Origin of the sequence: Dyadobacter beijingensis DSM 21582 (assembly GCF_000382205.1) — a bacterium.
Taxonomy (GTDB): Bacteria; Bacteroidota; Bacteroidia; order Cytophagales; family Spirosomataceae; genus Dyadobacter; species Dyadobacter beijingensis.
In genome coordinates this window covers 28,091-41,533 of record NZ_KB907786.1, presented here as the reverse complement: position 1 = coordinate 41,533, position 13,443 = coordinate 28,091, and the positions used below count along the sequence as shown (strand labels likewise).

8 protein-coding genes are annotated in these 13,443 nt (G+C 53.4%); 6 read left to right on the top strand and 2 right to left on the bottom strand.

Annotation, left to right across the window (positions count from 1 at the left end; translation table 11 throughout):
- Positions 1-10: 10 nt before the first annotated feature.
- The 3 genes from H144_RS0100185 (at position 11) to H144_RS0100175 (ending at position 4,414) form a co-directional block, all read left to right on the top strand.
- On the top strand, positions 11-532 hold the full coding sequence (locus H144_RS0100185; RefSeq protein ID WP_019939997.1) for a sigma-70 family RNA polymerase sigma factor: 522 nt from the start codon (positions 11-13) through the stop codon (positions 530-532).
- An 84-nt stretch (positions 533-616) separates the two neighbouring features.
- The gene (locus tag H144_RS0100180) at positions 617-1,561 is read left to right on the top strand and encodes a FecR family protein (protein WP_019939996.1); all 945 of its coding nucleotides are present in this window, start codon (positions 617-619) and stop codon (positions 1,559-1,561) included.
- Between the two features lie 129 nt (positions 1,562-1,690).
- The gene (locus tag H144_RS0100175) at positions 1,691-4,414 is read left to right on the top strand and encodes a TonB-dependent receptor (RefSeq protein WP_157504367.1); all 2,724 of its coding nucleotides are present in this window, start codon (positions 1,691-1,693) and stop codon (positions 4,412-4,414) included.
- Between the two features lie 80 nt (positions 4,415-4,494).
- Here the strand turns inward: H144_RS0100175 and H144_RS0100170 are convergent, their stop codons facing one another.
- Positions 4,495-5,259 (bottom strand): 3-keto-disaccharide hydrolase, encoded by a 765-nt coding sequence (locus tag H144_RS0100170; protein ID WP_019939994.1) that lies wholly within the window; start codon positions 5,257-5,259, stop codon positions 4,495-4,497.
- Between the two features lie 191 nt (positions 5,260-5,450).
- Here H144_RS0100170 and H144_RS0100165 point away from each other — a divergent pair, with 191 nt between their 5' ends.
- From H144_RS0100165 to H144_RS0100155, 3 genes are all read left to right on the top strand, one after another.
- On the top strand, positions 5,451-7,298 hold the full coding sequence (locus tag H144_RS0100165; protein ID WP_229207818.1) for a 3-keto-alpha-glucoside-1,2-lyase-like domain-containing protein: 1,848 nt from the start codon (positions 5,451-5,453) through the stop codon (positions 7,296-7,298).
- Between the two features lie 27 nt (positions 7,299-7,325).
- On the top strand, positions 7,326-9,272 hold the full coding sequence (locus tag H144_RS0100160) for a c-type cytochrome (protein ID WP_019939992.1): 1,947 nt from the start codon (positions 7,326-7,328) through the stop codon (positions 9,270-9,272).
- Between the two features lie 204 nt (positions 9,273-9,476).
- Positions 9,477-12,068: a hybrid sensor histidine kinase/response regulator gene (locus tag H144_RS0100155; RefSeq protein WP_033402375.1), complete on the top strand. Its 2,592-nt coding sequence runs from the start codon at positions 9,477-9,479 to the stop codon at positions 12,066-12,068.
- Here the strand turns inward: H144_RS0100155 and H144_RS0100150 are convergent.
- Complete coding sequence (locus H144_RS0100150) at positions 12,056-13,429, bottom strand: sigma-54-dependent transcriptional regulator (RefSeq protein WP_019939990.1); 1,374 nt, start codon at positions 13,427-13,429, stop codon at positions 12,056-12,058. The genes H144_RS0100155 and H144_RS0100150 overlap by 13 nt on opposite strands.
- Positions 13,430-13,443: the final 14 nt, after the last annotated feature.

The following is a 13,443-nucleotide window of genomic DNA, read 5'->3' as shown; positions in this document are numbered from 1 at the left end:
GCAACCTGATATGGCTCCTTTGCTCATTCAAACGGACAAGTCGTTTGAGGAGCTTTACCATTTGCATTGGGAAAAAGTTTTCGCCGTGTGCTACCAGGGCACCCGCGACCTCGAACAGGCCGAGGACTTGATGCACGAGATCTTCCAGTCGCTCTGGGAGCGGCGCGATGAACTGCGGGTAAGCGGCCCGGTGGCGCATTACCTCGTGCGCGCGGCCAAGCTCAAACTCCTCGCCCACCACCGCGATACGGCCAACCGCCAGCAGATTTTCGATCGGGTGATGGACCGGAAACCGGGCTCGGAGGATACCACCCAGCGCCAGGTCGACTACCACCTGCTTTCCGAACGCGTCACCGAGCTGGTGGCCGATCTGCCGCACCCGTGTCAGGAGGTGTTTGTGATGAGCCGGCAGGATGGCATGTCCAACAAAGCCATTGCCGCATCGCTCGTACTATCCGAAAAAACGGTAGAATACCACCTTACCCGCGCATTGCGCTTCCTGGGAAAGCATCTGGCCGAGTACCAGCATTAATTTTTTGTACCACGCCAGGGTGCCCTGCCCCGCCGCGCAACTATTATCCGGAGGCGCATTGCTTCCGAACCGACGGGCGGCACCATGAACATCACACCAGAACTTTTACAACGTTACAGTACCGGGCAATGCACCCCGGCCGAAATGCACGCCGTGGAGCAATGGCTCGACGATCCCGCCGCAGCCTCCGAGACAGCGGACGACATCCCCGAAAGCAAAAGGCAGGAAAGCGCCTCGCGCGTGTGGGAACGTCTGCGTACAAGTAGAAAACGGCCGCTTTGGGTACAATACCGGCATTACCTGTCGGGAATGGCCGCATTGCTGGTGCTCGTAAGCGGCATGATGTGGTATTCCGCGAAGCGTGATTCCGCGCACGAAACAACACCATTCACCGTGCACACGGTTCGCACGCAGAAAGGGGAAACGCGGCGGCTGACATTGCCCGACAGCTCGGTGGTAATGCTCGGTTATGATAGCGAGCTCCGGTATCCGTCGGCATTCCGGGAAGCGGTGCGGCGGGTGGTACTGACCGGCGAGGCGCAGTTTTCGGTCAAAAAGAATGCAAAACAGCCATTTGTTGTAGAAACAGCCGCGGCACAGACGCGCGTGCTCGGGACGGTTTTCGATGTGAAGGAATATCCGGGCGAAGGCCATACCGCATTGCTCGTAACGGAAGGCAGGGTGCGGTTTACCAATAAAATTTCGACTCAATCAAAAATAATTACCGTCGGAAATGCCGGGTTGATCGAAGGGAGAAAACTGTCGGTACGTACGGTGACGGGTGCCGACGCGGAGGTTTCTTGGCTGAATAATGCATTGCGGTTCAATGACATGCCCCTTGCACACGTGGCGCGCGAGCTGGAAAGGCGGTATCATGTAACGATCGGTTTCCGCCAGGAGACATTGAAGAAAGAGCGCTACACCGGTGCATTCAGAAATCCGTCGCTGAATGGGGTACTGGGCAGTATGAGCATCGCCGTAGGCTTCCGGTACGAGGTCAAAGGACAATCCATCAGTTTATATGAATAGCATCCCATGAATTCCAGAAACAAATCGCCCTAGGTCTGCGGGATGAAAAAAACCCGATGCGCTGTCGCCAAACTTTACACCGGGTCGAATGCCAATCAATCGCAGATCAATCAACATTTAAACAAAAATATGCAGCTCATTTGTACTTCGCCCCAACCGGGCGTGAAATTCTCTTTTGCCCTCTTCCGAAAATGCATGGCCGCCGCGCTTTGCGCCACGGCTCTACTTGCCGCGAATGGCACATGGGCCCAAAACCCCGTGCTCGCCAAAGTTGTTACACTGAAATTCCAGCATGTTCGCCTGGCCGACGCCCTCACGCAGATCGGCGACCAGAGCGGGACTTCCATTTCGTACAGCAGCACACAACTCAATGTAGATAAGCGCATTACCGCCAATTTATCCAATATACCCGTCAAAGACGCACTGCACCGGGTGGTAGGCTCGGCGTTGAAGGAGCTGCACGTGCAGGAAAATGTGATCACGATCGAAGCTGCGGAAGGTCGCGGGGCACTGCGCGGCGCATTGAAAACATCCGATGGGAAACCGGCGGAATTTGTCAATATCACCATCAAGGGCATCGGCAAAGGCGCGCAAAGCGATGCGAACGGCGAGTTTGTGATCCGCAACATCCCGGCAGGCACGCACCAGATTGTGATCCAGCTGCTGGGTTACGAGGCCATCGAACGGCCTGTGACCATCGCGGCCGACGAAACCCTTACGCTCGAACCTATTTCGCTCAACGAGGACAGCAAAGCATTGCAGGAAGTCGTGATCAGCGGGAATATTAATAAGTTTTCCAAAAAAGAGAGCGAATATGTGTCCAAACTGCCCGTGAGCAATATGGAAAACCCGCAGGTTTACAGCGCATTATCCAAAACGCTGTTCACGGAACAGCTCATTACCGATTTTTCCAATATCGTCAAAAATGCGCCCGGCGTCTACAAAATCCAGGCCAACCGCGGGATCAACTCCGACGGCGCGACATTCTACGCGTTGCGCGGCTTCCGTACCGAACTGTCGGTCGTGGATGGCCTTCCCGTGCAAACCAACGGAGAGTTCGACCCGATCAATGTCGAAAAAGTGGAAGTGATCAAAGGGCCGTCGGCGACGCTGTTCGGCAGCTCGGTGACGTCGTTTGGGGGGTTAATGAATATTGTGACCAAAAAGCCGGTCGAAATACCAGGCGGCGAGATTGGCTATACCACCGGCAGCTTCGGATTGAACCGTCTCACAGCCGACATCTATTCTCCCATTAATGCTTCCAAAAACCTGCTGCTGCGCGTCAATGCGGCATACCAGTACCAGGGCAGCTTCCAGGACGCCGGTTTCCGAAGAACGCTCGTGATCGCACCTTCGCTGGAATACCGGGTGAACGAGCGGATGACCGTGCTTTTCAATGCAGGCATTTACCAGGGCGAAATGACGAGCCCGTCCGCCATTTTCCTTAACCGTACCCGGCAGTTTGTGGCCCGCACGCCGCAGGAGCTTGGTTTCGACTGGAACAAATCGTACACCAGCAACGACCTGACGATGAAAACGCCGACCATTAACGTGTATGGTCAGTTGAAATACAAGCTGTCCGGCAGCTGGACGTCCCAAACGGCATTTTCGAGCAATACCCGCAAATCCGACGGCTTTTACCAATACCAGTTCATCCGCGGCACCGTGGCCGACACCTTGCTGGAACGCAACATTTCCTTGCAGAACACGACCAACAATGCGATCGACGTGCAGCAGAATTTTATTGGTGATTTCAAAATTGGCGCATTGCGTAACCGCGTCGTCGTGGGCCTCGATTTCCTGAACCGCACGGCACACAACAACAACTCGCCCTACATTGTGTTCGATAATGTAAGCGGCATTCATAACGACCCGAATTACCTGAAAATCAACCGCACGTCCGTGGAGGCACGCCTGGCTGCTAGTGCCGATGCGCCTGCGCGCAACTACAACTCCGGCAATGTATACAGCGCCTATTTCTCCGATGTCCTCAACGTTACCGACCGCCTGCTCGCGATGATCAGCCTGCGCGTCGACCGTTTTGAAAATAAGGGTACATTAAATCACGCTACACGCACTTACGTCGCCAATACGCAGTTCAAGCAAACGGCCGTTTCTCCGAAATTCGGATTGGTATATCAGCTGATCAAAGACCGGCTTTCGGTTTTCGGGAATTATATGAACGGCTTTTTCAATGTAGCGCCCGTCGCGCAGCCGCTGCCGGACGTCTCGGGTGTTTTCAAACCCCAGCAGGCCAACCAGCTCGAAGGCGGTATCAAAATGGAAAGCTACCAGGGCAAGCTGAATATGACAGTCAGCTATTACGACATCAAAGTCGATAACATGACCCGCACCGACGTGCTCGTGCGCGATGGCAGGAATTACAACATTACCGTGCAGGACGGCACGCAATACAGCCGCGGTATCGAGGTGGAAATCATTGCCAACCCCATTACCGGCCTGAATCTCGTGGCCGGTTACAGCCATAACGACAGCAAACTGACGAAATCGACGGCAGCGCTCGAAGGCCGCCGCCCAGCCAATGCAGGTCCGGCGGATCTGGCGAATGCGTGGATCAGCTATAATTTGCCTTTCGGAAAGCTGAAAGGATTGGGCGCGGGGATCGGCGGGAATTACATCAGCGCGCATTTGACGGCCAACTCGGCGGTGACAGGCGTCTTCACCATTCCGTCGTACACAGTGCTGAACTCGACGGTGTTTTACAATACCAAAGCGTGGCGTCTCGGCCTCAAATTCGACAACATGCTCGACAAGAAATATTTCGCGGGACAGGGTGTGCTCACGCCCCAAATGCCGGCAAACTTCTCGGCTAACCTGGCTATCAAGTTTTAATAAGTGCTGGTGGATTGAAATCAAAACGGGCTGCCTCCATGGAGCAGCCCGTTTTTGCATTTAACTATATCTTGAAGCTTTTACAACTCGCGGATCCAGATATTGCGGAAGCTGGTCGTGTTGTTGTGGTCCTGCAATTTGATGGGGCCTTTTCCGTGCGGCTCGATGGTCGGCTGGCCGATGTAAGGGGTCGTTCCCTGAATGGCCGTGTGGTTTTGAACCAATACACCATTGTGGATCACCGTAATGTATGGCGGGTGCGTCATGTGGCCGTCCTTGTTGAAATGCGGCTGCGTGTAGATCACATCGTAAGTCTGCCATTCGCCCGGGCCCACCGCTGCATTCACGAGCGGCATGGTTTGCTTGTAGATCGAACCGGCCTGTCCGTTCGAGTAAGTCGGGTTGTTATAGCTGTCGAGCACCTGCAGCTCGTAGATTCCCTGCATAAAAATACCGCTGTTACCACGTCCCTGGCCGTTTCCGTCCACTTTCGCGGGGGTTCTCCATTCGATATGCAGCTGGTAGTCGCCGAAAGTCTGTTTGGTCTGAATGTCGCCTGATTTGGGCGCTACGGTCATCGCGCCGTCCGCCACGGTCCAGGGAGCGGCAGCTTTACCGTCCTTGCCGGAAACCCACTGATCGAGGTTTTTGCCATCGAAAAGCACGATCGCGTCGGAAGGGGCTGTGAAGCCGGAAACGGCAGAAGAACTTTTGCCGGGCGTTACGACGCGGGGAACGGGGTTCCACAATTCGCTGGATTCAGGCGTTTGCTTCGCAGGTTGCAGTTGCGCGTGTGCGGCAAAGGCAGCAGCCATGCTGAACGCGGTAAGCATTAATTTTTTCATTGAAAGGTAACAGTTTTAGTCTAATAACTCTTTGATTCGTATCAAAACACAACATTAGTTAAAAAGCATCAACAAAAAGGATTCTCATCTATATAAATGTAATTTTCCCGATTCTTATCACGTAATTTGCAGGGCTAAAGGCATTCGTGGCCTGGATTGCTAATCTAAAACCGACTAAGCTTACTGCAAGTATGTTTAAAACCAACCGTTCACTTTTTCAATTAATCGCCTCTGGGGTAGCGGCTTTTGCCATGCACACCGCCTACGCCCAGCAGCCCATTCCTCTCAACGACCTCAGTGCTTTCACGACCAAATCCAGTGACTGGAAGATCGTCGGCAATGCGTCGGCAGACATTACCAAGGAAAACGCGCTGATGACCAGCCCGGGTAAAGGTGTGCTGGCTTGTCTTCACGAAAAAGGCAAGTACGGCAGCGACTATGAACTGATTTCCAACTTCAAACACGGCGACCTCGACATTGAACTGGATTTCATGATGAGCAAGGGTTCCAATTCAGGGATCTATCTGCAAGGCAACTACGAAGTACAGCTTTTCGATAGCTGGGGTAAAAAAGGTGCTAAATACAACGATGCCGGTGGTATCTACGAGCGCTGGAACGACTCCAAGCCCGAAGGCGAAAAAGGCTATGAAGGATATGCGCCCCGCTTCAACGTCGCGAAAGCGCCGGGGCTCTGGCAGCATATCAAAATCTCCTACCAGGCACCGCGTTTCGACGCGAACGGCAAGAAAATCGCCAACGCGGTATTCCTTTCCGTTGTGCTCAATGGCGTTACCATTCATGAAAACGTGGAAGTAAGCGGCCCTACCCGTGGTTCACTCACAGCTGAGGACGTACCGATGGGCCCGATCCGCATCCAGGGCGACCACGGTTCATTGGCGATCAAGAATATTGTTGTCAACAATTTTGATAAAAAACCGGCGACCCTTTCCGAGCTGAGCTACAAAACCTATTACGGCGGTTTGTCGGAAACGGAAGACCTTTCAAAGCTGACTCCCGCTGAAACCGGCAAATCGGAATCCCTGAACTGGGAGATCCTGAAAGAGAACAATAACTACTCGTACGTATACAACGGACGTCTCAACGCGCCTACCGAGGGCGAATACAACTTCCGCCTGCAGGCCTCGGGTAACTCCTACCTGAAAATCGACGGCAAGGATGTGATCAAGCCGGAGTGGAAATCGAACAACGAATTCCGCAATGCATCGGTAAACCTGAAAGCAGGCGACCATACCATCGAAGTTTTCAATAACAAAAGAGACGGCTGGATGCGTCCTGTGCTCGGCCTCTGGATCAGCGGTCCGGGCTTCCGTGAGATCGCATTCCATTCCAAAAGCTCGGCGATGGGCGGTGGTTCTACCGACCCGATCCTCATCCAGGCCCCTACCAACACCATTACCCGCTCTTTCATGGATTTCCGCAAGGACGAAAAAGCGAAAAGGACACGTGTAGTACACGCGGTATCCGTGGGTAGCCCTGCGAGCCTGCATTACACGTACGACCTCGACAAAGGGACCATCCTGCAAGTATGGCGCGGTGAATTCCTGGACGCCACCCCGATGTGGCACGACCGCGGCGATGGTTCTTCGCGCCCGCGCGGCAGCGTGACGTTGCTCGGCGACGATATGTTTTTGGGCAAATCAGGAAAATCGAAATGGGAAGCGGATACGACCGGCAGCGGCTACCGCCCGAAAGGTTACGTGCTCGACGAAGCGGATGTGCCTACATTCCAGTACCAGGCGTTCGGCTCCAACATTACCGACTACATCTCGGTGGTGAACAACCAGTACTTCGAGCGTATCGTGAAGGTGAATAATCCGGCAAAAGACCTCGTGGCACGTTTGGCGGACGGTTCTTCAATCGAAAAAGTATCGGAAGGACTTTACGCGGTCGACAACAAGTCGTACTACATCCAGCTGGCCGACAAAAAACTTAAACCGGAAATCAGAAGCGCCAACGGGCAACAGGAACTCATCGTGCCTGTGACCAACGGCGAAGTGAAGTACTCGATCCTTTTCTGATTTTAACCCTATTATTTCTGATTGACAATGAAAAAACTGGCTCATATAGCATTTGCACTTTTGGCCTCCCTGTCTACGCTGAAAGCGCAGGAGTCTCCGAAAGAAGAAGATTTTTATAAAATCGTGACCCCGCCGATCCCCGAGGGCATTATCCTCGAAGTAGGTGGTCTGACGACGATGCCCAACGGTTCCCTGGCGATCTCGACCCGCCGTGGTGAGGTTTGGATCGTAGATAACCCTACCAGCCGCACACCCTATTTCCGCAAATTCGCGACGGGCTTGCACGAAATCCTGGGCTTGGCTTACAAGGAAGGTGCATTGTACTGCGCACAGCGCGGCGAATTGACAAAGCTCGTGGACAAAAACGGAGACGGTAAGGCGGACGTTTACGAAACGGTGTACGCATGGCCATTGTCGGGTCACTATCATGAATATTCGTTTGGTCCCAAATTGGCTCCGGACGGCAGCTTCTTCGTGAGTGGTAACGTTGCATTCGGTGACGAAGAATGGTGGAGAGGCGAAAGCCGCGTACCAGGCCGTGGCTGGATTTTCCACATCACCAACGACGGTAAATACGAACCCTACGCAACCGGCGTGCGCTCCCCGGCGGGTATCAGCATGCTGAACGGCGAGCTGTTCTACACCGATAACCAGGGTGACTGGATGGGTACCGGCGCGATTTTCCAGGTTAAAAAAGGCGGCTTCATGGGCCACCCTGCGGGTTTGAAATGGGCCGGGTTGCCTAACTCGCCTGTGAAACTGACGGAAAAGCAATTCTTCGCCGAGCGCGACAACCGCCAGCACCGCAATGCCCAGGACCGCGCGATCAAGCCTGAAAACACATTGGGCGAAGAACCGCAGTTCCTGTACCAATTGAAACAGAAGTACGATATGGTTCAGCTTCCGGCTGTTTGGTTGCCTTACGGTGTACACGGTGTGTCTACCGCTGAGCTCATCCTCGACGATACGAAAGGCGGTTTCGGCCCATTCACGGGCCAGGTGTTCGTGGGCGACCAGGGACAAAGCAACATCATGCGTATCGTGATGGAGAAAGTAAAAGGCGAATATCAGGGTGCCAGCATCGGCTTCCGCAGCGGGTTCCAATCAGGTGTACTGCGTATGGCATTTGACAAGGACGGATCGATGTTCGTCGGCGAAACCAACCGTGGCTGGGGATCGGCAGGTGATGCCAACCAGGGCTTGCAGCGCCTCGTTTGGAACGGCAAAATGCCTTTCGAAATGTACACTGTGAAGGCGCAGCCGGACGGTTTCGAAATCGAATTCACCATGCCTGTTGACCGCAAATCGGCGGAAGACCTGGATTCTTACAAGGTGAGCAGCTACCTCTACAAGCACTATCCCGTGTACGGCAGCCCGCAGATCAACCTGGAAGATGTGAAGATCACCGGTGTGAAGGTATCTGACGACAACAAGAAAGTACGCATTGTGCTCGACGGTATGAAGCAATATTATGTACACAAGATCTCGCTCGAAGGCGTTCGCTCCTCGTCGAACAGCTGGTCGCTCGTGCACCCGGATGCTTACTATACGCTGAATAACATTCCCGACGGCGATAAATTGAAGGTTTCGGACCTGAAAACAACCCGTTCGGGCAAAGCACAGGCATCTGTTTCGACTGAGCCTGCGAAAGAGCACGTTTCTCCGGACGGCAAAGGCAAAGCGACTCCTGCGAAAGCCGGAGCAGCCGCAAAAGCGCCAACCTGGGAAGAAGTGAAGCCATTACTGGCGAAAAACACCTGCCTTGCCTGCCACGCGCCGGACAAGAAAGTGGTAGGACCTTCCTATGCCGATGTTGCAAAACGCAAATACAGCAACGAAAAGATCGTAGAACTGATCTACGCACCGAAGCCGGAGAACTGGCCTGACTATGCGACGCCAATGGCGCCGATGCCGCAGGTTCCGAAGGCAGAAGCTGCGAAGATCGCGGCGTGGATTAATTCGCTTGCCAAATAATTTCGCGGCCCCGGTAACCCTGGGCCGTGGATTAAAAAAAGGCTGCTTCCCGATATGGAGGCAGCCTTTTTTAGTTGAATGTCAGGCTGTTTACATTAAATTTTAAAGCATTATATTCACACTGCAAATCAGACAGATGCATGATATATGGCACGTTTTGCCGTTGAAAATGCGTTATTGGGTACTGAAATGCAATACAAACCTATGTCGACGTTACGTGGCCCGTCTTTCTTAAAATCGGTAAAAGGGAAAATTTTCCTTGGCTTCCTCATTGCCTCCGTGGCGCTGGCAGCCTCCTGGGTGACCAGCAGGCTGGCGTTCAATAATATGCTCATGACGCTCGAAACGTTGTCGACGCCCGATGACAAGATGCGGCTCGTGAACAAGATTTTCAAGGAAATCCTCACGCTCGACCATTTGCAAAACGAGCGCAAACTGAAAGGCGAGGTTTTAGACTACAAAGTGCTCGCGCAATCCGTGGAACTGACAGCCACGCTCGATACGCTCAGCATGCTTAGCCTTAGCGATCCCATGCAGGTGATCCGGATCGATTCGATGAAAAAGATCCTGCGGGAACGGGAAAAAATTTATGGCGATTACGTCAAAATCCGCTCTAAGCTGGTAACCAACAAGGATTTTGAAGACGAAGTCAAATCCATTTCCGGCCTGATCACCACCAAACCGAAGCCTGACAGCACGGTTGTCAAAACCGAAAAACGGACTACCACCACGACCGTCATCACCCAGGTCCCCGACACCGCCAAACACCCCGTAGCGGAGAAAAAAGGCTTCCTGGGACGTGTATTCGGTAATAATAAAAAGAATAAAACGACTACCCCGGAGCCCACCAGGACGGTGCAGAAGCAGGAAGTCAATGTGCAGGTGGATACGATCCGCATTGTTAAAAAGGATAGTACCATCGTGAAAGTGGGGCAAGCGGTCCATGCCATTGAAAAATCCCAAAAGAAACGTGCGGTGTCGTTCGTGGACCGGGAACAGGAGCTGGCAACGGCAGGGAACTCGCTTGTGAAGCAACTCCTGGATACGATGCACGAGGTCGAAAATCAGGTGATCTCGGAGTCTGACGGGAAAAGCGCCGCCGCGAGGAAAATGGTAGAAGGCAGCATTGATTACCTCGAATGGATTATGCTCGGCTTCTTTTTACTGACCGCCGTAATGGCCTACCTCATTTTTGCCGACATCACCAAAAGTAACGACTACCGCCAGCTCCTCGAAGAAGCCAAGGAGGAAGCCGAATACCACAGCATGGCCAAGCAGCGCTTCCTGGCCAATATGAGCCACGAGATCCGCACGCCGCTGCAATCCATTATCGGTTATGCAGAAGCATTGAAAAACGAGGAAAAACCCCGGAAACAGGACCTTGAAACACTGCATTCGGCATCGGAGCATTTGCTGTACCTGGTAAACGAAGTGCTGGATTACAGCCGCATTATCTCCGACCGCTTTACTTTCGAAGACCGGGTATTTTCCATTAATCAGCTTCTCAATGAAGTGGTGCAGGTGTTGCGGCCCAATGCATTGTCCAAAGGATTGATATTGAGGCTTGAAAACAAGCTTACCCCGAACCTGTACCTGCATGGTGACCCGTTCCGGCTGCGGCAGGTTCTGTACAATTTGCTGACTAATGCAATAAAGTTTACCGAGAACGGCGAAGTCGTCCTCCGGGTGGCAGGCCACGACAACGGCCACCAGTTCAGGATCGAATATCAGATTGCAGATACCGGCATCGGACTTTCCCAGGAGCAGGTAGAACGCATTTTCACCCAGTTCGAGCAGGCAGATCCATCTATTCAGCGGCGGTATGGCGGTACCGGACTGGGACTCAGCATTGTGAAAGCGTTGGTGGAAGGCATGGGCGGCAATATCCATGTCACCAGCAAACCCGGCGAGGGCACGACTTTTTTTGTCACCGCCGGCATGAAAAAGGCAGAAGCAATGGAAATGGCGGAGGAAGCGCCGGAAAGAAGTTACCAGATCAACGGCAAGGTTTGGCTGGTAGACGACGATGCCTTTATATTGAAATGGTGCTCGTCGGTGCTGGAAATGAACGGGATACCGCATACCGCATTCTCCTCGGCCGAGGAAGTGCTGAGCCGGCCCTGGGACAATCAGGTGAAATTCCTGCTGACCGACATGCGGATGTCGGGCATGAACGGTGCCGAACTTGTGAAGCGCCTCCGCAAATACGCGCCTGCCGACGTACAGTTTTTCGTGCTTACTGCCCAGGCCTTGCCCGAAGAGCGCAAGAAGCTACTCAGTATGGGTTTCGACGGCTACCTGATGAAACCATTCCATTCCAGGGAATTACTGGAATTGCTCGAATCGTCTTCGGAAAAGGATACGGCACCGACAGCCCACGCCGCGCTGCCGGAAGCCGTTGCGGTGAGCAGTAATGGCAATGCGGGTGATAATGGTAGCCCAAGCCACAATCTGGATTTCGACTTCTCCATGCTTACCGAAATGACTTTCGGCGACGAAAGCTTACTCCGCGAAATCCTCGACCAGTTCGTGAAAGACTCCCGAGCCGATATCGAATCGTTACGTGCGCATATTGCGGCCAACGAGCCCGAGCACGTACAGGAGCTCATGCACCGCATGGCCGGGCGCACGGGGCAGATCGGCGCGCGGGATCTATCGGGCCGGTTCAGGAACCTCGAAATAGCGCTCCGCGAAAATGCATCGGAAGTGTCTGAAAAAGAAATGACGCAGGTCGTAAACGACGCTGCGTCAGTAATAGAGCAAGTGGAGGAAAAAGCGCTCTCCTACTCGATATGATATTTTTCGATCTTGTAATATAAAGTCTTGCGGTCGATGTTGAGTAACTTGGCCGCTTTGCTTTTGTTATACCGCACTTCCTGCAACACTTTTTCGATCATTTCCTTCTCGTGTGTTTCCTGCAACGCTTTCAGGTCGGAGCCGGGTGCAGGCTTCTGCTGGTCTTCCATAGCCGTAATCATTTCCGACGGCAACGCGCTCAGCGTCGCTACTTCTTCTTTGGAGAGCAACACCAGGCGTTTGATCACATTGTTCAGCTCGCGGAGGTTACCCGGCCAGTCGTATTTCAGGAAAACATCCATTACCTCTTTCGAAAGCTCGCGCACGTTCCGGTCGAGTTCCTCATTGGCCTTATCCACAAAATGCTGTACGAAAAGCGGTAAATCCTCGCCGCGCTTCCGCAATGCGGGAACTTCTATTTTAAACTCGTTCAAACGGTGGTAAAGGTCTTCACGGAAATCACCGGCCGCAGCATTGGCGATCAGGTCTTCGTTGGTCGCAGCGATGAGGCGCACATCCACTTTCACCTGCTGGGTACTGCCGATGGGCACGATAATGCGTTCCTGCAATGCACGGAGCAGCTTGATCTGCACATCGTAACTCAGGTTCCCGATCTCATCGAGAAACAACGTTCCGCCGTCGGCCGCTTCAAACTGCCCGATCTTGTCCTGCAATGCGCCGGTAAATGCGCCTTTCTTATGGCCGAACAGTTCACTCGCCGCCAGGTCCTTCGACAATGAACCGCAGTCGATCGCGACGAACGGCCCGTCGGCACGCTTGCTGAGGCGGTGTATCGACTTGGCCACATGTTCCTTGCCCGTACCGCTCTCGCCCTGGATGATCACCGACATATCGGTAGGCGCCACGAGCCGCACATATTCGAACAGCTGCTTGGCGACTTTGCTGCGTCCCTCGATGTAATCGAGCGACTGCTTGTCGGCTTTCGCACTGCTTTTGGCCTTCGGGGCCGTTTTCACGCTCGTGACCTCTCCTTTATTTAACGCCTCTCTCAGTACCATTAGCAGTTCTTCCGGGTTCACCGGTTTTGTGATATAGTCGAACGCCCCGATCTGCATGGCGGTTACCGCGGTGCGAACATCATGGAAGCTGGTCATGATGAATGCCGGTGTGCGGTTGCCCTCGCTCCTGAGCGTTTTCAGGAAATCCACTGAATTGCCATCGGGCAGGCGGTAATCGAGCATCAGTACCTCAAACGGCCCTTCCGCGGCATTTTTGCCAAGGGCCTCCCTGGCTTCTTTGATACTTGTACAAACCTTTACCTGATGACCATGCTTGCCGAGAAAATTGGTGAGCAGTTTTGAAAATGTGGAATCGTCTTCAACGAGGAGCAGATGAGCCATGGGTGATACTATTT

Coding starts and splice junctions, on each gene's coding strand:
- H144_RS0100185 (WP_019939997.1), top strand. CDS start 11: ATGGCTCCTTTGCTCATTCAAACGGACAAGTCGTTTGAGGAGCTTTAC.
- H144_RS0100180 (WP_019939996.1), top strand. CDS start 617: ATGAACATCACACCAGAACTTTTACAACGTTACAGTACCGGGCAATGC.
- H144_RS0100175 (WP_157504367.1), top strand. CDS start 1,691: ATGCAGCTCATTTGTACTTCGCCCCAACCGGGCGTGAAATTCTCTTTT.
- H144_RS0100170 (WP_019939994.1), bottom strand. CDS start 5,259: ATGAAAAAATTAATGCTTACCGCGTTCAGCATGGCTGCTGCCTTTGCC.
- H144_RS0100165 (WP_229207818.1), top strand. CDS start 5,451: ATGTTTAAAACCAACCGTTCACTTTTTCAATTAATCGCCTCTGGGGTA.
- H144_RS0100160 (WP_019939992.1), top strand. CDS start 7,326: ATGAAAAAACTGGCTCATATAGCATTTGCACTTTTGGCCTCCCTGTCT.
- H144_RS0100155 (WP_033402375.1), top strand. CDS start 9,477: ATGTCGACGTTACGTGGCCCGTCTTTCTTAAAATCGGTAAAAGGGAAA.
- H144_RS0100150 (WP_019939990.1), bottom strand. CDS start 13,429: ATGGCTCATCTGCTCCTCGTTGAAGACGATTCCACATTTTCAAAACTG.